Source organism: Sphingomonas brevis, from assembly GCF_023516505.1.
In the GTDB taxonomy this organism is placed as follows: domain Bacteria; phylum Pseudomonadota; class Alphaproteobacteria; order Sphingomonadales; family Sphingomonadaceae; genus Sphingomicrobium; species Sphingomicrobium breve.
The window spans coordinates 1,980,428-1,999,922 of sequence record NZ_JAMGBB010000001.1 but is presented as its reverse complement, the minus strand read 5'-3'; the positions used below and the strand labels follow the sequence as shown (position 1 = coordinate 1,999,922).

Below are 19,495 nucleotides of genomic sequence, written 5' to 3'. Positions count from 1 at the left end.
CACTCTCCTGATTTCGCTTTGGCGATTAGCGTTAGGATCAGCCAAGGCCGAACGCAACCGCCGTCCAGTACGTCGCTCCGGCGGCGATATAGGCCAGTATGAACAGGTAACCGACCATGAACATCGGCCATTTCCAGCCATTGGTTTCGCGGCGCGTGACGGCGATGGTCGAGATGCATTGCGGGGCGAACACGAACCAGGCCAGGAACGCCAGGGCAGTGGCCAGGCTCCAGCGTCCCGCCAGCCGCTGCTCAAGCGTCTGCACACCCTGGTCGCTGGTTGCATCGAGCGAATAGACGGTGCCAATCGCGGCGACGGCCACTTCGCGTGCGGCCATCGCCGGAAGCAGGGCCAGGCTGATGTCCTTGTTGAAGCCGATCGGTGCGACGACGGTGTGGATGCCGTCGGCGATATGGCCGGCAATCGATACGTCCGACTGCGTCTCGCCCGGTCCCGCCTGGGGGAAGCTGGCAAGGGCCCACAGGATGATCGTGGTACCGAGAATGATGGTGCCGGCGCGCTTCAGGAAGATCATTGCCCGCTGCCACAGGCCGATCAGCACGTCTGCCACGCGAGGCAGCTGATATTTGGGCAGCTCCATCATGAAGGCGCCGCCGCCTCCCTTCACCGCCGTCTTGCTAAGCACGATCGCCGCCAGCAGCGCACCGACGATCCCGGCGATGTAGAGGCCGAACAGCACCAGGCCCTGCAGGCCGATGCCCGGCCCGACTGTCGTTGCCGGAATGAAGGCGGCGATGACCAGCGTGTAGACCGGAAGGCGCGCCGAGCAGGTCATCAGCGGTGCCACCAATATGGTCGTCAGCCGGTCCTTGGGGTCGTCGATCGTGCGCGTCGCCATGATCCCGGGCACGGCGCAGGCGAAGCTCGACAGCAGTGGGATGAACGCCCTTCCCGACAGGCCGGCGTGGCTCATCAACCGGTCCATGATGAACGCGGCGCGGACCAGATAGCCGGTGCTTTCGAGGATCAGGATGAACAGGAACAGAATCAGGATCTGCGGCAGGAACACGATCACCGCGCCAACGCCGGCGAACGCGCCATCGACGATCAGCGATCGCAAGACGCCTTTGGGAAGCGCATTGCCGACCATATTGCCGAGGTTGAGCGTCGCTGCTTCCAACGCATCGGCCGGAACGGTCGACCAGGAAAAGACCGCCTGGAACATCAGGAACAGGATGGCGGCGAGGATGACCGGGCCGGCGATCGGATGGAGGAGCAGGCCGTCGAGCCGGTGCGTAATCCGCCTCACCGGCGTCTCGCGGACGATCGCCGCAACCGCTATCTCCCTGGCCCGCCGCTGCAGGGTCAGCAGGTCATGGGTGGGTCCGTCGCCGGCGCGGATCTTGCGCGGCTGGAGCAACAGTTCGTTCAATCGCGCCATGACTTCGTCGAGCCCGCGCTTCCGGACCGCAACGGTTTCGACCACCGGCACGCCAAGTTCCTGCGCAAGCTTGTTGGCGTCGAGCTCCAGCCCGTCGCGCCTCGCAAGGTCGATCATGTTGAGCGCGATCACCGTCGGCAGGCCGAGATCGATCAGCTGCAGCGCGAAGCGAAGATGATTGTCGAGGTTGGAGGCATCGACCACGATCAGCAGAGCCTGCGGCAGCCGCTCGCCCTTCTGCTTGCCCAGCAGCACGTCGCGGGTCACCGCCTCGTCGGGACTGCTTGGGTCGAGGCCATAGGCGCCGGGCAAGTCGACGAATTCGACCGGGGCGCCGTCGGGCAGGGTTGCGCGGCCGACGTGCCGTTCGACCGTCACGCCCGGATAATTGCCGACCTTCTGCCGCGCGCCGGTCAGCGCGTTGAATAGCGCGCTCTTGCCGGCATTGGGGTTGCCGGCGACCGCAACGAGCGGGATCGGGTTCATGCTGGCTGGACTTTGACCGCCCGGGCCTGCGCCTTGCGGATCGCAACCGTCATCCGGCCAACCCGGACCGCAAGCGGGTCCTTGCCGAACGGGCCAAGGTGAAGCGGCTCGATCGCGACACCTTCGTCGAATCCGAATTGCTTGAGCCGGTTGGCCTCGCCCTCGCCCAATATGGCCCAATCGATCGCAACGATGCGCGCTCGCGTTCCAAGCTTGAGCTGGTCCAGCGGGATAGTCGATCCGGTCACTTGCAAGCGATTATCAATAACAGAAAGGCGAGGAAAGAAGATTCAACGCGCCGGATAGCGCAGCCTTCCGAGGAATCGGGTCAGGCTTGGCCGGTGAAGGTCGTTGCCGCGCCATGCCGCCTTCCATTTTTCGAACCGCATGACGCCGGCCAGCCGCCGATCGAGAAAGGCGGCGGTATCGGACCAGCCCTCGCTCTGATCGTCGAGCCAGGCGAGCAGGGTCGACCCGTAAACGCCGGTGAGGATCAGCCGCTTGCTATAAAGATTATAGTCGGTCGCGGTGTCGCCGGCCGTTCGCCACATCAGGTCGGCCGACCGCCAGGCGATCCGGGCGCCCAGCGCCGCATTTTGCGGCATCGCGAATATCGACAGTCCGGTGCGAACCGCCTCGCGAGCCGGCGCCATTGTTTCCAGCCGGAACCATATCAATGCCCTGATCCGTTCGCGGACTTTCATCGCCGCGATCCGATCGGGTGTGAAATGCGCCTCCATCGCCGCGTCGATGCCGTGGATATAGGCGTCGACCATCCCGGCTGCGTCCTTGGGAAAGGCCAGCCGAGCCTGGGCGGGATCGACGCCGAGCTGCTGCGCAGCGCTCTCGACTGCCTTGTGGGTCCAGCCATCGAACGCTGCATTTTCGCCAACGGCCAGGGCCAGCTTCAGGCGGAGCGCTTCCAGCGGAGTCGGGACGTCGTTCGGCATTGGCGCCTAACTGGGCGCAACCGCGGGTTCGTGCAAGACGGGCTCGCCCTTCTGCTTCAGGCGCACGAGGACAAGCGCGATCACGATCATCGCCGCACCGATCCAGTCGCGCGGAGTGAACGCCTCGCCATAATAGATCCAGCCGAGCAGCGACGAGAGTGCGGGCTGGGTCAGCATCGCCACGCCCACCACCAGCGGCGGAAGGTGGCCGAGCGCATAGACCAGCAAACCCTGACCTATCACCTGGCTGCACAGGGCGAGCGCGAACAGTCCGGTCCAGTCGGTCGGGAAAATTCGCTCGTCGGCGGCAAGGGCCGCCGGCAGCAGGAAGAGCGCTCCGAACAGGCTGGCAAGGAAGAGCAGCGGCAGCGGCTGCAACTGGCCGCGGGTCCGCTCGACGATGATCAGATAGCCGGTGTAGAGCAGGCCGGCGAACATCGCGAGCAGGTCTCCGCGCAGGTTGGCGGCCGAAAGCTCCGCGCTGCCCCACATCAATAGCCCGCATCCGGCCGCGGCCAGGCCCAGCGCCATGGCCTGAACCGGCGAAGGCAATCGGCGCGCCAGCCACAGGCCCCAGGCTGCGAAGAAGAAACTCGAAATATTGCCGAAGAGGGTCGCATTGCCGAGCTTGGTCAACAGGATCCCGGCATGCCAGCTGGCAAGGTCGGCGGCGAAGAAGAAAGCGGCTATCGCGACGGCGATGGTCAGCTTCCTGCGCGGGAAATGGACCGGCTGCTTGAATGCCGACGCGATCGCCCACAGGAACGGAAGCGCAAGTGCCAGCCGCCAGAAACCGGCGGCGACCGGCCCGACTCCCGCTTGGCGCACCAGAAACGGTCCGCCGGCAAGCGCGAGGTTGCCGATCAGCAGGGCTATGAAGGCCAGGGAATGTGATTTGGGCTGCGTCACCCGTTTGCCCTAGGGCCAAACAGGCGCGGAAGGAAGCCGCAACCCATTCTCCGGCCATAAGCTGCATTTATGATTTACGCAGCAGTTCCAAATTGAATCACTATCGGCCCGAAACTATTTCCGGCCGGCAAGGCGCTGGGGTTCGCCGGAACATATTGAAAGGTTTTCGATGCCTAACTTGTTCAACCCGCTTAAGCTTGGTGCGATCGAGCTCCCCAACCGGATCTTGATGGCTCCCCTGACCCGCGCCCGGGCGGGCCGCGAGGGCGTGCCCAACGACTTGATGGCCCGCTATTATGCGCAGCGCGCCGGCGCCGGCCTGATCATTTCCGAAGCCACCGGCATTTCCCGCGAAGGTCTCGGCTGGCCCGACGCGCCCGGCCTGTGGAACCAGGATCAGGTCGACGGCTGGAAGAAAGTCACCGCGGCAGTCCATAAGGAAGGCGGGCGGATCGTCGCGCAGCTGTGGCACATGGGCCGGGTCGTACATTCGGACCTTGGCGGCGGCCAGCCGGTCTCCTCCTCGGCCACCACCGCGCCCGACTTCGCCCACACCTACGAGGGCAAGAAGCCCTATGAGGAAGCTCGCGCCCTGACCCAGGCCGACATCGATCGAATCCTCGGCGACTATGCCCGGGCGGCGCGCAACGCGATCGACGCAGGGTTCGACGGCGTCCAGATCCATGGCGCCAATGGCTATCTGGTCGACCAGTTCCTGCGCGACTCGGCCAATTTCCGCAACGACGATTACGGCGGGTCGATCGCCAACCGCCTCCGCTTCGCGCGGATGGTGCTGGAGGCGGTCGGCGGCGAAATCGGCATCGACCGCGTCGGCATTCGCCTGTCGCCCAACATTCTCGTCCAGGGCGTCGAGGATTCGGATCCGATCGCGCTTTACACCGAGCTCGCCAAGCTGCTCGAGGAGCTCAAGGTGCCCTGGATCGAATTGCGTGAGCCGTACAAGCCGACCGCGTCGGGCTCGATCCCGACCGCACCGGTCAGCCCGGCAATGAGAGCGCATTATTCGGGCAAGATCGTCATCAACAGCGATTATGACTGGACCGACGCTCGCCATCGGATCGAGGGCGGGACTGCCGATGCGGTCAGCATCGGCCGGCTGTTCATTGCCAATCCGGATTTGGTCCATCGGATCGCCACCAACGCGCCGCTCAATGCGGGCGATTCGAAGACATTCTATGAAGGCGGCGCCACGGGCTATGTCGACTACCCGTTCCTGACGGAACAGGTTGCCGCCTGACCGCGCGCTAGAAGCGGCGCTTGAGCTCCATCAGGGCCAGCGCCGCTTCGGCTGCCCCGCCGCCCTTGTTGGCCTGTTTGGGATCGGCGCGAACGATCGCCTGAGCCTCGTTCTCGACCGTCAATATGCCGTTGCCGACCGCGATTGTGTCCATGGTCAGCGCCATCAGGCCGCGCGCGCTCTCGCCCGCGACAATCTCGAAATGGTAGGTTTCTCCGCGGATCACCACGCCGAGCGCGACAAATGCGTCATATTTGCCCGACTCCGCCGCCAGCGCGATCGCTCCTGGAAGCTCCAGCGCGCCGGGTACGGTAACCGTCTCATGGCTATGGCCGGCGGCCTCGATCGCTGCCCGCGCGCCGTCGAGCAGCATGTCGTTCAGATGCGCGTAAAAGCGCGCTTCGGCGATCAGGACGTGCGCCATCTCAGCACTCCTGACCGGCAATGCAACGCTCCTCGACGATCGCCAGCCCGTAGGCGCTTAAGCCCACCGGCGCATGGCGCGTGTTGCTGAGCAGGATCATGTCGTGGATGCCGAGCGCGGCAAGGATCTGCGCGCCGATGCCATAGGCCCGCAGCGCCTGTCCGCCTTCGGCCGGCCTGCCCTCGCGCAAATTGGTGGCGAGGCTCAGCGAACCGGGCGCCGCGGCATGCAGCGCGACGACCACTCCGGCGCCTTCGGCCTCGATCATCGCCATCGCCCCGTGGAGCAGCCCGGCGCGAGCGCCCTGCTCGCCCAGCACGTCGGCGAACAGGTCGATCGAATGCATCCGGACAAGGGTCGGATTGCCTGGCTCGATCCCGCCATGGACCAGCGCCAGCTGCTCTTCGCCGCTGGCCTTGTCGCGGAACACCTGCGCGGTCCAGCTGGCGCCGCCGGCCGAGGTGAAGCGGGTCTCGGCGACCCGCTCGACCATATGATCCTTCTTCAGCCGATAGGCGATGAGGTCGCGGATCGTTCCGATCTTGAGGCCGTGGATCTTGGCGAACTCCATCAGGTCGTCGAGCCGGGCCATGGTCCCGTCCTCACGCATGATCTCGCAGATCACGCCCGACGGGTTGAGCCCGGCCAGGCGCGCCACATCGACCGCCGCCTCGGTATGTCCGGCGCGAACCAGCACGCCGCCCGGCCGCGCCACCAGCGGGAAGACATGGCCGGGCGAGACGATCGCGTCCGGCCCGTTGCCCGCATCGATCGCCACGGCGATGGTCCGCGCCCGGTCGGCCGCGCTGATTCCGGTCGTGACTCCGTCACGCGCCTCGATCGAGACGGTGAAGGCGGTCTCCATTTTCGTGCCGTTGACCCTGGCCATCGGCGCCAGCCCGAGCTGGTCGACCCGTTCCTTGCCCAGCGCCAGGCAGATCAGGCCGCGCCCGTGCCGGGCCATGAAATTGATCGCGTCGGGCGTCGCCATCTGCGCCGGAATGACCAGATCGCCCTCATTCTCGCGGTCGTCGTCATCGACCAGGATGAACATCCGGCCGTTGCGCGCTTCGTCGATGATCGCTTCGGCACCGACCAGCACGTCCTGGACTCCGCCATCGATCAGCTTTTCCAGCCGCCCGAGGGTGTCTGCGGTCGGGTTCCAGTCGGTCGAGCCGAGCTTGCGGAGCGAGTTGGGGTGGAGGCCGGCGGCTCGGGCCAGGCCGCTGCGGCTGGCCTCGCCGGAGTCGACCAATGCGGTCAGCTTGTCGATCAGGGTGGTAGACATAGCGCGCCGCTATCACATCGAAATGTGATAATCCAGCCCAGACGCCAGCAATTTGTGCTCATAATCACATTGGACCCACCATTGGTCCGGCTGCGCAACGTTGCGGCTCGGCAATAATCTTTGCATATCGGCGCCGTGCAACACCATCTCACGTGTCTCACTCAAATCAGCCACCTGTTCATTGTGGCCGGCTATCCGACGCTGGGCAAAAGCAGCTCCCTGTGGCGAGCGGCGCAAACCGGCTTTCCCTTGTTCGGGGAGGAAAATGGCCCGGTCGTTCCGAAGGCCGATGACCTGGGGGACATTGGCGAGCATTCGAGCACCGACGAAAAGCTCAAGGCCGGTTTCTGGTTGACTCAGTCCGACCTGCCCAGTTTGGCGAAACAGTCTCAGCTGCCGAAGCTGCTCATCCTGCACCTCGACCTGCTGTTGGCCTACCTGCTCCATCGAGAGCGGGTCCCCCCGGCCATCGGGCCGGGCGAGTTTGCTACGGTGTTCGATCGCCTGTTCACGCACCCCGCCCTTCGACGCTATGAGAAATGCACCGTCACGACACTTTATTCCCCGATCGACGAGGTGCAGCGCCGCTGGCGCCATCGATATCCGACTGGAATTCCCCCGAACAGCGGCAGGATCGTCAAGGCCAAGGACAGGCTGATCACGGACGAACTTGTCGCTGGGCCCCTTTATGCGGCGCTTCATGTCGCGTGGGAGCGTTGTTTGGCCTCCCTGATGCGTAACGGAAAATTGGCCGGCCATCTGAAGGCGCGCTCGAGGCTCGAGGCGGACCTGCCGGATTCCCGCTAGTCGCCGCCGGCCCAGGCGCCGACTTTCATAAAACTAGCGCAGCTTAGAAGGGTTATTCGCGGGCCTCGATACGGTCCGCCAGCGCCGTCGAGCGAGCGATCAGGGCGGAAACGTCGCGTGCATCCAGTTCGCTGTCGAAGCAAAGGCCGAGCATTTCGCCGTTCTGCCAGCGGGTGACCGCACCGCGCCCAAGCGTCCCGCAATCCAGGGTTACTGCCGTTCCGGCGGCCAGGGCTATGGGGCAATGCAATTTCGCTCCGCCGGCCGACAGGTCGAGGATCTGGACGAAGTGACGTTCGCCATTGGCCTGTAGAAATGCCGGCAGTGCCACCGTGACGCGCGGATAGAGGCGCCGGTCGGCGAACGGATCGCTGTCTTGAACGGCAGTTACTGGGTTCGCCATTTTTTCTCCCCGGATGCGACGGCATAACACATCGGGGCTGCCAGAAAGTAAACGCTTATGGCCGGTTTGGGTGGAAAGCGGACCTAACGACGATTGCGCTTGAGCACTTCGACGTTGGCGACAAAAGCCACCAGCAACCTCAATGAGATATGGACCGCTACCAGTGTTACGAGCGCTTCTGCGAAGGCCGCCACAAGGCTCGGATCAATCACAAGCACAGCGACAACGACGGCCATAAGGCAAGCGAAAGCCACAGCGAATGCCAGGCTCACGAAGATCCATGCTGCCATCCACCCATGTTGAGACGCTGTCTGGTCAACGGAGGGCCCCAGAACGATCCGTCGCACGCCTGCCGAGCCGAATGCGGCAACAGCCAGTATGGGTAGCAAAAAGGTAGAAAAGAACAAATGGAACCAGGAGCCCGTGGTCGGTCGAACGATCCCGGCCGCTACACCAATTCCAGCCGCGAGTAGCGCGCCACACCCGACAAACATGAGGCGATATCGCTTGTCCATTGAAGCGCCAGATTAGCCCAGCTGCTAATGACCGCAATGGGTCGAAAGCGGTCATTGCGTCAGTGCCGTTGTTGCTCAGCGATTTGCTTTTTCGTCAGTCGCAGGAAGCGCGCGGCATTGTTGTAGAATATATTCCGCTTCTGTTGGACGCTCAGAAACGGCGCTTCCTCGATCGTTCGCACGGATGGCTCGATGATGCCGGGCCAGATCATCTGGTCCGATCCAAACATAATTCGATCGCCATATCCCGCTTCGACCAGCTCGCGCAGGAAGGCGTAAAAGGCGGGGCGAGGCTCGGTGTAGACGATCGAACCGATGTCCACATAAACCTGCGGATAGCTGAACAGCAGAGCTCGCATCCTGTCGGCCATCGGATAGCCCGCGTGCATGACCGATAATCGCAGTTTGGGATGCCGGACCAGCACCGGTTCCAGCAATAACGGATCGCCGAGCCCGACGCGATAACCGCCTTCCGAATAGGGTTGGCCGGGTTCGCCGGGACCCATGTGGATGGCGACCGGCACGTCCAATTCTTCTGCAAGCGCCCACAGCGGCTCCATCCGCGGATCGTCCGGCCGGACGCCTTCGTATTGCGACATGATTTCGCCAATGACCGTCAGCCGACCTTGCGCGTGAAGGCGCCGAAGGTCGTCGATGGTTCGGGATCCTACATGGTGCTGTCCAGGAGTGCCCGCTAGTCGATAGTCGACCGCCTGCATGATGCGTGTCGGCTTGGCTGCGTGCCAGCGCGCGACCATCTCTGGCTCGCCACTCACCACACCAAAGATGTTCAATCGATCCATCGCAGCAATGGTGTCGCGCATGACTTGCTCGTCCGTGGTGGCGGCAGAAACCGGATGTGCGCAGGGCGGCTTGTCAAAGGTCATCCCCTCATGGATTCCGATTCTTGGATCGGACCTCGGCATGATTTCGAACGGAGTGCACATCGGCGGCGGATTATCGCCCGAGTAGTGCGCGGCACGGGCATGAAGGTGCATGTCGATTATCGGCTCTCCGGCGCGTTGTGCCTCGACCGGCCGGGCCACTAGTGCGGCGCAAAGGAGCAACAATAGGCGCATCGGCAACCCCCTAGGGTAGCCTGACACCGCCACACAGCGTCCGCAATGGGTGAGCGCCAGCTAAAGCGCGGGTGACCGCTATGGGTCGAAAGCGGTCATGAACGTCAAATGCGTAGCGGGCCCCTATGCCCGCGCCTCGGCCATCCGCTTGAGGTAGCGCGCCAGCACGTCGATCTCGAGGTTGAGCTTCCGCCCCGCCGCGATCCCGCCCAGCGTGGTGTGGTCGGCGGTGTGAGGAATGAGGTTGACGGTGAAGCGGGTGATGTCGCCCGCGTCCTCCACCTCGTTGACCGTCAGCGACACGCCGTCGAGGCAGATCGAGCCTTTGGCCGCGATGCCCCCGCCCAGCGCACGCGGCGCCTCGATCGTCAGGTCGATGCTGCCGCCCTTTTCCTCTGCCCGCGTCACATCGGCGACCGCATCGACATGGCCGGTGACGATATGCCCGCCAATCTCGTCGCCGACCCGAAGCGCCCGCTCCAGGTTCAGCCGCGCGCCGTCGGTCCACAGGCCCGGCGCGGTCTTCGACACTGTTTCCTGGCTCACGTCGACTGAGAACCAGTCGGCGCCCTTGTCGACCACCGTCAGGCAGGCGCCCGAGCAGCTGATCGACGCGCCCATGTCGACGCTGTCCATGTCATAGCCGCAGCCGATGATGAGCTTGAGGTCGCCGCGCTGTTCGACGCTGCGTACGGTCCCGATGTCGGTGATGATGCCGGTGAACATGCGCGCTCGCGTCTCCTATTCGCGGACGCGCTCGTAGACTTCGAGCCGGTCGATGCCAAGCCGGGCACCGTCGCTGGCCCGCCAGCGTCCGTGCGCGTCGGCGATCGCGTCGAGCCCGATATAGCCGAGGCTCTGCTTGCCCTCGCCGACCAGGATCGGGGCGCGATAGATCAGGATGCGATCGACCAGATCGGCCGCAAGGAAGGCAGTGGCGGTCGCCGATCCGCCCTCAACCAGCAGGTCGTTGACGTCATGAAGTCGATAGACATCCTGCGGAGATCCAAGGATTTCCCAGCCGGCGACCGCTTCGCCGCTGGTCAGCAGGGCTCGCCTCGGCGACCATTGCTCCAGCCCTGGCAGGCGAACGTCCAGCTTCGGCTTGTCGGCCTGATAGGTTCCGCGCCCGACCAGGATCATGTCGCTGTGCGCGCGTTCCAGGTGGACATGGGCACGAGCATCTTCGCCGGTGATCCATTTGCTCTCGCCCGAAGGCAGCGCGACCTTGCCGTCGATCGACAACGCCAGCTTCAGCGTGATGCGCGGCCGGCCGCGCTCGATCCGGCTCAGATAGCCCGACATGCTGTCGCGCGCGGCTTGCCTGGCCACGCCCGACTTCACCTCGACGCCGGCCTTCCTCAGCATGCGGGTGCCATGGCCCGAGGTGCGCGGATCGGGATCCATGATGCCGATGACGACCCGGGCAATGCCCGCTGCCGGGATGATCGCGGCACAGGTCGGGCCGCGCTCGCTGGCATGGGCGCAGGGCTCCAGCGTCGTATAGAGCGTCGCTCCCCTGGCCTTCTTGCCCGCCTGCTTCAGCGCCACCGCTTCGGCATGCGGACGCCCGCCCGGGGCAGTGGCGCCCTGGCCGACGATCTTGCCGTCATCGACGATGACGCAACCGACATTGGGGTTGGGCGCGGAACGGCCGCGAGCGGCCTCGCCCAGCCGCACGGCCTCCTTCATCCAGCCCCCATCGCTCAAGCGGCGATCACTCAATGCCGAATTTCTTCTCGAGCTTCTTGAACTCTTCCTGGCGCGCCTGTTCGGCCTTGCGCCGTTCCTCCGACGCCTTCTTCTGGTCGGCGATGATCTGGGCGTCGGTCCGGTCGGGGCCGTAACTTTCGACGTAGACCACCTGCGGCGGCGGTGCGGTGTTGATCTTCGAATCGACGAAGAAAATGATGACGATGATGATCGTCACCAATACTGCCAGGGCGGCGGCGATCAGCTGCTCCTGGCTGCGCTGCCGAAGGAATGCCGTGAGGTCCCTCAGCGCCGCGCGGGGGCCGACCATTGGGGGAAGGATTGCCATGCCTGCGTAAATAGGACGCGGGGCGGTGTTGTGCCAGCCCCGCGCAATGGCGATGCTCACACATCCTCCAGGCGGAAGCTCAGGGATATCATTGTGGTCGTCGGTATCGCCACTCCATCCTCCGTCGCCGGCTTGTAGCGCCAGCTGCGGATAATATGCTTGCGCGCCGCGGCAAGGAAGCTGGGATCCGCGGCCCCGACGGGATCGACCGCCGTCACCCGGCCGCGCGCATCGATCGTCAGCTTGAGGCGCAGTGTCGCCTCTTCTTCGGCGCGAAGCTTATCGTTGGGATAGGGGGGCTTCAGCGACTCTTCCGACGTCGCCAGTCGCGGCCCGGTCATCACCGGCACATGGCGGGGCGGATCGATGGCGATGGTCGGACCGCTGCCGATCACCGCGCCAATGTCGGCGATGGACGGGTCGGTGTCGATCTGGGTTTGCAATTGCTGGCCCATGTCGATGATTGGTCGCTCCTGGTCGATGAACGAAGGCTGAGTGATGGGCCGGCGGGGCAGCGGCTTGACCTGTTCCGCAGGCTCTGGGGGCGGCACCCGCACGTCGACCACCGTGATGGGCTTGGGAAGCATCCGCTCAATGATTTCCGGCCTGGCGGTCAGCACCGCGGCCAGCGCCAGCGCATGGCCGGCGACGATCAGGGTCAGGGCTTTCGGGGAGCCGGTCCGCTCTGCGGTTCTTGGGCTGTCGGCGGCATAGGCAAGCATCGCATCTCTCCTACCATCGAGGAATGCAATGTTACATCATTACATCAAATCCGCAAGCGGGGAGTCCGCAAGCAAGGAATTACGCGTCTTGCACCTAGCCCGCCGCGGCGGTCAGCCGTTCGAGCGCTCGTTCCTTGCCGATCAGTTTGAGCAGCGGGCCCATCTCCGGCCCGGACTCACGCGCGGTCAGTGCAAGGCGGAGCGGCCGGAACAGTGCTCGCCCCTTGCGGCCGGTCGACGCTTTCAACGCGTCGGTCAGCGCGTGCCACGGGTCGGCATTCCAATCGAGGGTCTCGGCCAGCCGGGCCGCTTCCTCGATCAGGGGCCGGTCCTCGGCTTCGACTTCAGGCGGCGCGATCAGGCAGTGCAGCACCGGCACCCATTCCCCGGCTTCGGCGATTCGCGCCAGATTGCCGCGCAGCACCAGCCACTCCGCCTCACCGATCGATTCGGGCAGCCGGCCAGCGACGTCGGCATAATCCAGGTGATGCAGCAGCTTGGCATTGAGCAGCTCGACGTCGTGCGGGTCGAAGTGGGCCGGGGCGCGTCCGAAATGCGCGAAATCGAACGTCGCCGCGAGCTGTCCGAGGCTGGCGATCGCTTCGACCGGTTCCGACGTGCCGATGCGCGCAAGCAGGGACAGCAGCGCCATCGGCTCGACGCCCTCCTCGCGCAAATGCTCGGCACCATAAGAGCCCAGCCGTTTCGACAGCTTGCCCTCCGCCGCCACCAGCAGCGCTTCATGGGCGAAGGTGGCGGGCTTGGCGCCCAGCGCCTCGAACATCTGGATCTGGACCGCGCTGTTGGACACATGGTCCTCGCCGCGGACGATATGGGTCACCCCAAGGTCGATGTCGTCGATCACGCTCGGCAGCAGATAGAGCCAGCTGCTGTCGGCGCGACGAATGACAGGATCGCTGATCAACCTGGGATCGAACTTCTGATGGCCACGGACCAGATCGTCGAATTCAATAGCCGCGTCATGTACCAGCCTGAACCGCCAATGCGGAGCGACGCCGTCCGGGACCGGCGATCCTTCCGGCTTGCGCTCATAGACCGGGGGCAGCCCGCGGCCGAGCAGCACCTTGCGCCGGAGCTCCAGCTCCTCAGGCGTTTCGTAGCAGGCATAGACCCGGCCGGCCTCTCTCAGTCGCTCGAACTGCCGCTCGTACAGGTCGAACCGATCGGATTGCCGAACCATCGCATCGGGCTTCAGCCCCAGCCACTCGAGGTCGTCGACGATCGCCCTCGCGAACTCCTCGGTCGACCGCTCAAGGTCGGTGTCGTCGATCCTCAGCAGGAATCGCCCGCCATGCTTCATCGCGAACAGCGCATTGTGCAGCGCCGTGCGGATATTGCCGACATGGAGCCGGCCGGTCGGCGATGGAGCGAAACGGGTTACTACAGTCATGGGCCGCAGCCCCTATCACCGCCCATGCGACAATGGCTAGCGCCGCGAGAGCGTTATGTTGCCGCCATCGCCGGACAGCGTCGCCTCGCGCCCTTCCTGGTCGAAAAGAGCGATGGTTGCCCGGTCGATCGCGTGAAAGGCCCGTTCCTGGTCGACCGTCGGCAGCGAACCACAATTGGAGCTTGCGCCGGCCAGGCCGGCGAAACTGACGATGTTGCGCTTCTGGGTGAAGGTCCAGCCGCGGCCGTTGCAGCCTGCCGCCACGCGAAGCCGGCCGTTCTCGAAAGTGGCCACCGCCGACGACCCACCCTCAACCGGCGTTCCGTCGATCTTGGCCAGCCGCCAGGCACCTTCAAGCATCGGCGTCGCCGGGGCAGGCTCGGCCCTGGGCGTCTGCCCGACCTCATTCGACGCGGCCGGACTTTCATTTTCCTGTCGGCCGCAGGCGGCAACAAGCAGCAGCGCGCAAATCGTCATGAAACGCGACATGAACTTCCTCTTTAACTGGTGTGGAAGGCGTTGGTGATCGGATAGCGCCGGTCGCGGCCGAAATTGCGGGTGCCGAGCTTGACCCCGGGCGGGGCCTGCCGCCGTTTATATTCGGCGCGCAGCAGCTTCTTCTCAATGTCCGCAACGACTTCCTGGCTGGCGCCCGTCACCGCCACCGTCTCGCGCACCGACAATTCCTTCTCGACCAGCGCCTCCAGGATCCGGTCGAGCAGTGCATAGGGCGGCAGACTGTCCTCATCCTTCTGGTTGGGGCGAAGCTCGGCGGTCGGCGGCTTGTCGATCACCCGCTGCGGCATCACCGGGCCTGGCGGGCCCAGGCCGTCCTTGGGCCGGTTGGCGTTGCGCCAGCGCGACAGCGCGAAGCAGGTGGTCTTATAAGCGTCCTTCAGCACCGAATAGCCGCCGGCCATGTCGCCGTAGAGCGTGGCATAGCCGACGCTCATCTCGCTCTTGTTGCCGGTGGTCAGCAGCATGTGGCCGAACTTGTTGCTCAGCCCCATCAGCGTCACCATCCTCAGCCGCGACTGGATATTCTCGGCTGCGATCCCGCTGTTGTCGCCGTCGAAGCAACGCGCCAGCATCTCGTCGAGGGCGCCGACGCCGGGCACGATCGGGATAACGTCATGGCGCACGCGCAGCAGCTTGGCGCATTCGGCCGCATCCTCCAGGCTCTCGTCGCTGGTATATTTCGACGGCAGCATCACGCACCACACCTTGTCGGCGCCAAGCGCATCGACCGCCACCGCCGCCGACAGCGCGCTGTCGATCCCGCCCGACAGGCCTAGGATCACGCCCGGGAAGCCGTTCGCGCCGACATAGTCGCGCAGCGCGACCATCATCGCCCGATAGATGTCCTCGGGATAGGGCGAGAGCGTCGCGCGCTCGCCCGGCTCGCAGCGCCACCCGTTGGCGGTTCTGACCCAGTCGGTCAGCGCCATCGCCTCCTCGAAATCGGGCATCTGCACCGCGATCTGGCCGTCATCGTTGGTGACGAAACTCGACCCGTCGAACACCAGCTCGTCCTGCCCGCCGACCCGGTTCAGATAGACCATCGGCAGGCCGGTCTCGACCACCCTGTCGCGCACCAGCCGCTGCCGCTGGTCGTCCTTGTCGACCTCGAACGGACTGCCATTGGGGACCAGCAGCAGGTCAGCGCCCGCCGAAGCGAGATGCTGGCAGACCGATTCCAGCCAGATGTCCTCGCAGATCGGCACGCCCAGCTTCAAATTGCCGATCTGGATCGGCTCGGGCAGCGGGCCCTGGGCGAAGATCCGCTTCTCGTCGAACGTGCCGTAATTGGGCAGCTCATGCTTCAAGGTCCGGCCGACCACCCTGCCGCCCTCGGCCAGAATCATCGCGTTGTAATTGACGCCCTCGTCGGAATGGACGCTACCGAACAGCAGCGCCGGCCCGCCATCGGCGGTCGCGTCGACCAGCCGCTCCGCCGCTTCCATCGTCTGGCGGACGAATTCGGGCTTCAGCACCAGATCCTCGGGCGGATAGCCGACGAGCTGGAGCTCCGGCATCATAACCAAATCGGCGCCCTCGTCCGCGGCCTTCGCCCGCCATTCGAGCATTGCCTCGGCATTTCCGGCAAGGTCGCCGATCCGCTGGCCTATCTGGCATAGGGCGATGCGAAGATTGTCGGTCACGTGCATCCGATTTAGCGCGCAGCCGCCCTTTCGCAACCTTGCCCAATCTCGCCCCGCTTTCTAAGGGGCGGCTATCGGGGCCGAAACGGGATCGTCATTTATGAAATTGCTCGCCGGGAATTCGAACCTGCCGCTGGCGCGGGCGATCGCCGACTATCTCGAGCTGCCGCTGACCGACGCCAGCGTCCGCCGCTTCGCCGACGAGGAAGTGTTCGTCGAGATTCAGGAAAATGTCCGGGGCGAGGATGTGTTCGTGGTCCAGTCGACAAGCTACCCGACCAACGACAATCTGATGGAGCTGCTGATCTGCATCGACGCGTTGAAGCGCGCATCGGCCAAGCGGATCACCGCGGTCATCCCCTATTTCGGCTATGCCCGGCAGGACCGGAAACCGGGGCCGCGCACGCCGATCTCGGCCAAGCTGGTCGCCAACCTCATCACCGTCGCCGGGGCTGATCGGGTGCTGACGATGGATCTCCATGCCGGCCAGATCCAGGGCTTCTTCGATATCCCGACCGACAATTTGTGGGCGGCGCCGGTGATGGCCGCCGATATTCAGGCGCGCCATGGCGGCAAAAAGCTGATGGTTGTCTCTCCGGACGTCGGCGGCGTGGTTCGGGCCCGAAGCCTTGCCAAGCGGCTCGACAACGCCCCACTGGCGATCGTCGACAAGCGCCGCGAACGGGCCGGCGAATCCGAGGTGATGAACATCATCGGCGACGTCGAGGGTCATTGCTGCATCCTGGTCGACGATATCGTCGATAGCGCCGGCACGCTGTGCAACGCCGCCGCCGCATTGAAGGATCAGGGCGCGACCGAAGTCATCGCTTACTGCAGCCATGGCGTGCTGTCCGGCGCCGCCATTGCCCGCGTCGCGGCCAGCGTGCTGACCGAGCTGGTCGTCACCGACTCCATCTACCGCGAAGGCATGGAAGAAGGCGGCAAGCTGCGCCGCCTGACCATCGCGCCGCTGTTCGGTGAAGCGATCCACCGCATCGCCGACGAGACTTCGGTCTCCAGCCTGTTCGACTAGGCCGCGGGCGACCCTTTCGATGTGCAATCTCTACCGCTTGCACAAGGGAGCTGACGCGATCCGCCAATTGTTTGCCGAGCAGGGACTGCAGCTTGGCTTCCCTGAAGGAATCCCAAATCTTCAGCCGACCGACATCCGGATTACCGACCCCGCGCCGATCGTGCGTATGGGCAAGGACGGCGGGCTGGAACTGGTCATCCGCCGCTGGAGCTGGCCGGGTACGCACGGCAAGCCGGTGTTCAATCTCCGCTCCGAAGGGCGCAGCTTTACCAGGCGCTGCCTGGCCATCGCCGACGGCTTCTATGAATTCACCAAGCCCGACGATCCCAAGGCCAAGCGCAAGAACAAATGGTTGTTCTCGCCGGTCGAGGGTGGCTTGCTGGGGATCGCGGCCGTCACCCAGACTCATGCCGAGGTAGGCGAGGCGTTCAGCCTGCTAACCGCCGAGCCCAGCCCCGAGGTCGCCGTAATTCATAACCGGCAGATCATCCTGCCGCGGCCCGATCACTGGTTGTCCTGGCTCGACCCTTCGACGTTGCTTCCCGCGGCCAGCAGCTGGTCGACCGTTTCGGCGAAGCGCATCACCGAAATCGGCTTGGAGACATAGGCCTGCGCCCCTGCCGCGCGGATCCGCTCCTCATCGCCGGCGGCGGCATAGGCGGTCACCGCCATGATCGGCACATTCTTCAATTCGTCCTCGGCGCGGAGCAGCTCCATCAACTCGATGCCGGTAATGTAAGGCAGCTGAATGTCGGTGATGACCAGGTCAGGGAGAAATGCCAGCGCCGCTTGCAGCGCCTCGCGGCTGTCGGTTACCGGCTCGGTTTGATGGCCATGCGCGGTCAGCAAGTCGCAGAACAACTTGATGTTGAGGGCATTGTCCTCGACAACCAGGATCTTGGCCACTCATACCCCCGAATGCTCGAAAACCGCAGATAGGCGATGTTAAGCCACAGGACAAACAATGAACCCGGCGATGCCGAAGCGCTGGCCCTTGCCGCGCTGGCAGCGACACTGACCGACGAACGGCGCGCGCGGAGGTTCCTTGACCTAACCGGATTGGATGCGGACGAGCTTCGCGCCCGGGCCGGCGAGCGGCGCTTGCTGGCTGCCGCCCTGGCCTTTCTGGAAGCGCATGAGCCGGACCTCGTCGAAGTAGCTCAAACTATTGGAACTAAACCAGAAATGCTTGTGACTGCGCGGATGGAGCTGGAACGTTGAAGCGACCTCTCCTGATCACCGATTGCGACGAAGTGCTGCTCCACATGGTGTCCCATTTTGACGCCTGGCTGGGCGAGAAGCACGACATCCGCTTCGCGTTTGAAACCGGCCAGTTCCGCGAGGCTTTGACTCACCGCGCGACAGGCGAGCTGGTGGCCGAAGACCGGGTGTGGCCGCTGCTGACCGAATTCTTCCAGGGCGAGATGCACCGCCAAACGCTGGTGCCGGGCGCGCTCGAGGCGCTGGGCCGGATCGGAGAAGTAGCGAACATCGTCATCCTCACCAATTTGGGCGACGAGGCCCATCCCTGGCGGGTCGACCAGCTCGCCAGCCACGGCATTAATCACGAAGTCGTATGCAACCGGGGCGGCAAGGGCGTTCCCGCCAAGGCCATCATCGACCGCTACAATGCCGGAACTACGGTCTTCGTCGACGATTTGCCGGTCCATCACGCTTCGGTCGCGGAACATGCGCCGGAGGTCTATCGGCTGCACATGGTGGCGGAGCCGCTGCTTGCCCCGGCCGTTCCGGCGGCCGAGCAGGCCCATGCCCGGATCGACGATTGGCCGACGGCTTGCGGCTGGATTTTGGAAAGGCTGACTAGCGAATGACGAAAACTGTCTTCATCACTGGAGCCACAGCCGGAATCGGTGCAGCAGCCGCGCGCAAGTTTGCCGGCGAAGGCTGGCAGGTGGTCGGCACCGGGCGGCGCCGCGACCGGCTGGACGAGCTGGCTACCGAACTCGGCGATTTCTTTTATCCGCTGGCGCTGGACATGCTGAGGCCGGCTGATTTCGAAACCACGCTGGCCTCGTTGCCCGATCGCTATCGGGCAATCGACCTGCTGCTCAACAATGCCGGGCTCGCTCCGCCGATGAGCAATTTGCAAGACGCAGAGCAGGACCCGCTCGATGTTGCCATCGATACCAATGTCACCGGGCTGGTGGCGCTGACCCGCGCGCTTCTGCCCGGGCTGATCGCCCGCAAGGGCGCGGTCATCAACCTCGCCTCGGTCGCGGCGACCTACCCCTATCGCGGCGGCGCAGTCTATGCCGGGACCAAGGCGTTCGTTCGCCAATTCTCATTGGGGCTGCGCTGTGACCTGGCCGGTACCGGCGTCCGGGTGACCACGATCGATCCGGGCATGGTCGAAACCGAATTCACGCTGGTCCGGACCGGCGGAGACCAGGCGGCGAGCGACGCGCTCTACGCCAATATGGACCCGATGACTGCGGAGGATATTGCCGGCACCATCTGGTGGGTCGCGACCCTTCCGCCGCACCTCAACATAAATGCTCTGGAGCTGATGCCGGTCAACCAGAGTTGGGCCGGCTTCGCGGTCCACCGGAACGAGGGTTGACCGGGCGCCGCTTCGGGTCTTTAG

Annotated in this window: 24 protein-coding genes; 7 read left to right on the top strand and 17 right to left on the bottom strand. The window is 64.6% G+C overall.

Annotation, left to right across the window (positions count from 1 at the left end):
• Positions 1–37 precede the first annotated feature (37 nt).
• The 4 genes from feoB to LZ518_RS10355 are packed head-to-tail and all read right to left on the bottom strand — an operon-like array spanning position 38 to position 3,747.
• Positions 38–1,888 carry a ferrous iron transporter B gene (feoB, locus tag LZ518_RS10370; protein WP_249915918.1) on the bottom strand — a complete coding sequence of 617 codons (1,851 nt, stop codon included), beginning with the start codon at positions 1,886–1,888 and terminating at the stop codon, positions 38–40.
• Positions 1,885–2,136, bottom strand: coding sequence for a FeoA family protein (locus LZ518_RS10365; RefSeq protein WP_249915917.1), 252 nt, complete (start codon positions 2,134–2,136; stop codon positions 1,885–1,887). Before LZ518_RS10365 ends, feoB begins: the two co-directional genes overlap by 4 nt.
• Positions 2,137–2,178: 42 nt before the next feature.
• Positions 2,179–2,838, bottom strand: a complete 660-nt coding sequence (locus tag LZ518_RS10360) for a COQ9 family protein (protein ID WP_249915916.1) — start codon at positions 2,836–2,838, stop codon at positions 2,179–2,181.
• Positions 2,839–2,844: 6 nt separating this feature from the next.
• Positions 2,845–3,747: a DMT family transporter gene (locus LZ518_RS10355; RefSeq protein ID WP_249915915.1), complete on the bottom strand. Its 903-nt coding sequence runs from the start codon at positions 3,745–3,747 to the stop codon at positions 2,845–2,847.
• 169 nt (positions 3,748–3,916) lie between these two features.
• On the opposite strand from LZ518_RS10355, the gene LZ518_RS10350 reads away from it, so the two are divergent.
• On the top strand, positions 3,917–5,005 hold the full coding sequence (locus tag LZ518_RS10350) for an alkene reductase (protein ID WP_249915914.1): 1,089 nt from the start codon (positions 3,917–3,919) through the stop codon (positions 5,003–5,005).
• A gap of 7 nt (positions 5,006–5,012) precedes the next feature.
• Here the strand turns inward: LZ518_RS10350 and ribH are convergent, their stop codons facing one another.
• The gene (gene ribH, locus LZ518_RS10345; protein ID WP_249915913.1) at positions 5,013–5,429 is read right to left on the bottom strand and encodes a 6,7-dimethyl-8-ribityllumazine synthase; all 417 of its coding nucleotides are present in this window, start codon (positions 5,427–5,429) and stop codon (positions 5,013–5,015) included.
• A 1-nt stretch (position 5,430) separates the two neighbouring features.
• Positions 5,431–6,717, bottom strand: a complete 1,287-nt coding sequence (ribB, locus tag LZ518_RS10340; RefSeq protein ID WP_249915912.1) for a 3,4-dihydroxy-2-butanone-4-phosphate synthase — start codon at positions 6,715–6,717, stop codon at positions 5,431–5,433.
• Positions 6,718–6,852: 135 nt separating this feature from the next.
• Here ribB and LZ518_RS10335 point away from each other — a divergent pair, with 135 nt between their 5' ends.
• The gene (locus LZ518_RS10335; protein ID WP_249915911.1) at positions 6,853–7,524 is read left to right on the top strand and encodes a hypothetical protein; all 672 of its coding nucleotides are present in this window, start codon (positions 6,853–6,855) and stop codon (positions 7,522–7,524) included.
• A 52-nt stretch (positions 7,525–7,576) separates the two neighbouring features.
• Here the strand turns inward: LZ518_RS10335 and LZ518_RS10330 are convergent, their stop codons facing one another.
• The 10 genes from LZ518_RS10330 to LZ518_RS10285 form a co-directional block, all read right to left on the bottom strand.
• Positions 7,577–7,927, bottom strand: coding sequence for a PilZ domain-containing protein (locus LZ518_RS10330; RefSeq protein WP_249915910.1), 351 nt, complete (start codon positions 7,925–7,927; stop codon positions 7,577–7,579).
• An 83-nt stretch (positions 7,928–8,010) separates the two neighbouring features.
• Positions 8,011–8,442, bottom strand: coding sequence for a hypothetical protein (locus tag LZ518_RS10325; RefSeq protein ID WP_249915909.1), 432 nt, complete (start codon positions 8,440–8,442; stop codon positions 8,011–8,013).
• A gap of 59 nt (positions 8,443–8,501) precedes the next feature.
• Complete coding sequence (locus tag LZ518_RS10320; RefSeq protein WP_249915908.1) at positions 8,502–9,521, bottom strand: amidohydrolase family protein; 1,020 nt, start codon at positions 9,519–9,521, stop codon at positions 8,502–8,504.
• A 123-nt stretch (positions 9,522–9,644) separates the two neighbouring features.
• Positions 9,645–10,247: a riboflavin synthase gene (locus LZ518_RS10315; protein ID WP_249915907.1), complete on the bottom strand. Its 603-nt coding sequence runs from the start codon at positions 10,245–10,247 to the stop codon at positions 9,645–9,647.
• A 15-nt stretch (positions 10,248–10,262) separates the two neighbouring features.
• Positions 10,263–11,213 (bottom strand): bifunctional diaminohydroxyphosphoribosylaminopyrimidine deaminase/5-amino-6-(5-phosphoribosylamino)uracil reductase RibD, encoded by a 951-nt coding sequence (gene ribD / locus LZ518_RS10310; protein ID WP_249915906.1) that lies wholly within the window; start codon positions 11,211–11,213, stop codon positions 10,263–10,265.
• A gap of 25 nt (positions 11,214–11,238) precedes the next feature.
• Positions 11,239–11,562 carry a hypothetical protein gene (locus LZ518_RS10305; RefSeq protein WP_249915905.1) on the bottom strand — a complete coding sequence of 108 codons (324 nt, stop codon included), beginning with the start codon at positions 11,560–11,562 and terminating at the stop codon, positions 11,239–11,241.
• A 56-nt stretch (positions 11,563–11,618) separates the two neighbouring features.
• Positions 11,619–12,284 carry an energy transducer TonB gene (locus LZ518_RS10300; RefSeq protein WP_249915904.1) on the bottom strand — a complete coding sequence of 222 codons (666 nt, stop codon included), beginning with the start codon at positions 12,282–12,284 and terminating at the stop codon, positions 11,619–11,621.
• A gap of 94 nt (positions 12,285–12,378) precedes the next feature.
• Positions 12,379–13,695, bottom strand: coding sequence for a glutamate--tRNA ligase (locus tag LZ518_RS10295; RefSeq protein WP_249915903.1), 1,317 nt, complete (start codon positions 13,693–13,695; stop codon positions 12,379–12,381).
• A gap of 36 nt (positions 13,696–13,731) precedes the next feature.
• Complete coding sequence (locus LZ518_RS10290) at positions 13,732–14,184, bottom strand: META domain-containing protein (protein WP_249915902.1); 453 nt, start codon at positions 14,182–14,184, stop codon at positions 13,732–13,734.
• Positions 14,185–14,195: 11 nt separating this feature from the next.
• A complete protein-coding gene (locus LZ518_RS10285; RefSeq protein WP_249915901.1) occupies positions 14,196–15,857 on the bottom strand; it encodes an NAD+ synthase in 1,662 nt (553 codons plus the stop codon).
• A gap of 100 nt (positions 15,858–15,957) precedes the next feature.
• Here LZ518_RS10285 and LZ518_RS10280 point away from each other — a divergent pair, with 100 nt between their 5' ends.
• Entirely contained in the window at positions 15,958–16,890 is a 933-nt protein-coding gene (locus LZ518_RS10280; protein ID WP_249915900.1) for a ribose-phosphate pyrophosphokinase, read from the top strand.
• Between the two features lie 37 nt (positions 16,891–16,927).
• Positions 16,928–17,497 carry an SOS response-associated peptidase family protein gene (locus tag LZ518_RS10275; protein WP_249915899.1) on the top strand — a complete coding sequence of 190 codons (570 nt, stop codon included), beginning with the start codon at positions 16,928–16,930 and terminating at the stop codon, positions 17,495–17,497.
• On the opposite strand, the gene LZ518_RS10270 is transcribed toward LZ518_RS10275, so the two are convergent.
• Positions 17,395–17,796, bottom strand: a complete 402-nt coding sequence (locus tag LZ518_RS10270) for a response regulator (RefSeq protein WP_249915898.1) — start codon at positions 17,794–17,796, stop codon at positions 17,395–17,397. The two genes, LZ518_RS10275 and LZ518_RS10270, sit on opposite strands and share 103 nt — an antisense overlap.
• A gap of 36 nt (positions 17,797–17,832) precedes the next feature.
• On the opposite strand from LZ518_RS10270, the gene LZ518_RS10265 reads away from it, so the two are divergent.
• From LZ518_RS10265 to LZ518_RS10255, 3 genes are read left to right on the top strand one after another with little or no spacing between them, the layout of a single operon-like run.
• Positions 17,833–18,111 (top strand): DUF3572 family protein, encoded by a 279-nt coding sequence (locus LZ518_RS10265; RefSeq protein WP_249915897.1) that lies wholly within the window; start codon positions 17,833–17,835, stop codon positions 18,109–18,111.
• A complete protein-coding gene (locus LZ518_RS10260) occupies positions 18,108–18,722 on the top strand; it encodes an HAD family hydrolase (protein WP_249915896.1) in 615 nt (204 codons plus the stop codon). The genes LZ518_RS10265 and LZ518_RS10260 overlap by 4 nt, the downstream gene beginning before the upstream one ends.
• On the top strand, positions 18,719–19,471 hold the full coding sequence (locus LZ518_RS10255) for an SDR family NAD(P)-dependent oxidoreductase (RefSeq protein WP_249915895.1): 753 nt from the start codon (positions 18,719–18,721) through the stop codon (positions 19,469–19,471). Before LZ518_RS10260 ends, LZ518_RS10255 begins: the two co-directional genes overlap by 4 nt.
• Positions 19,472–19,495 lie beyond the last annotated feature (24 nt).

Excerpts from the sequence above, each read along its gene's own strand:
- feoB (WP_249915918.1), bottom strand. The coding sequence starts at position 1,888 with ATGAACCCGATCCCGCTCGTTGCGGTCGCCGGCAACCCCAATGCCGGC.
- LZ518_RS10360 (WP_249915916.1), bottom strand. The coding sequence starts at position 2,838 with ATGCCGAACGACGTCCCGACTCCGCTGGAAGCGCTCCGCCTGAAGCTG.
- LZ518_RS10350 (WP_249915914.1), top strand. The coding sequence starts at position 3,917 with ATGCCTAACTTGTTCAACCCGCTTAAGCTTGGTGCGATCGAGCTCCCC.
- ribH (WP_249915913.1), bottom strand. The coding sequence starts at position 5,429 with ATGGCGCACGTCCTGATCGCCGAAGCGCGCTTTTACGCGCATCTGAAC.
- ribB (WP_249915912.1), bottom strand. The coding sequence starts at position 6,717 with ATGTCTACCACCCTGATCGACAAGCTGACCGCATTGGTCGACTCCGGC.
- LZ518_RS10330 (WP_249915910.1), bottom strand. The coding sequence starts at position 7,927 with ATGGCGAACCCAGTAACTGCCGTTCAAGACAGCGATCCGTTCGCCGAC.
- LZ518_RS10325 (WP_249915909.1), bottom strand. The coding sequence starts at position 8,442 with ATGGACAAGCGATATCGCCTCATGTTTGTCGGGTGTGGCGCGCTACTC.
- LZ518_RS10320 (WP_249915908.1), bottom strand. The coding sequence starts at position 9,521 with ATGCGCCTATTGTTGCTCCTTTGCGCCGCACTAGTGGCCCGGCCGGTC.
- LZ518_RS10315 (WP_249915907.1), bottom strand. The coding sequence starts at position 10,247 with ATGTTCACCGGCATCATCACCGACATCGGGACCGTACGCAGCGTCGAA.
- ribD (WP_249915906.1), bottom strand. The coding sequence starts at position 11,213 with ATGAAGGAGGCCGTGCGGCTGGGCGAGGCCGCTCGCGGCCGTTCCGCG.
- LZ518_RS10305 (WP_249915905.1), bottom strand. The coding sequence starts at position 11,562 with ATGGCAATCCTTCCCCCAATGGTCGGCCCCCGCGCGGCGCTGAGGGAC.
- LZ518_RS10300 (WP_249915904.1), bottom strand. The coding sequence starts at position 12,284 with ATGCTTGCCTATGCCGCCGACAGCCCAAGAACCGCAGAGCGGACCGGC.
- LZ518_RS10295 (WP_249915903.1), bottom strand. The coding sequence starts at position 13,695 with ATGACTGTAGTAACCCGTTTCGCTCCATCGCCGACCGGCCGGCTCCAT.
- LZ518_RS10290 (WP_249915902.1), bottom strand. The coding sequence starts at position 14,184 with ATGTCGCGTTTCATGACGATTTGCGCGCTGCTGCTTGTTGCCGCCTGC.
- LZ518_RS10280 (WP_249915900.1), top strand. The coding sequence starts at position 15,958 with ATGAAATTGCTCGCCGGGAATTCGAACCTGCCGCTGGCGCGGGCGATC.
- LZ518_RS10265 (WP_249915897.1), top strand. The coding sequence starts at position 17,833 with ATGTTAAGCCACAGGACAAACAATGAACCCGGCGATGCCGAAGCGCTG.
- LZ518_RS10255 (WP_249915895.1), top strand. The coding sequence starts at position 18,719 with ATGACGAAAACTGTCTTCATCACTGGAGCCACAGCCGGAATCGGTGCA.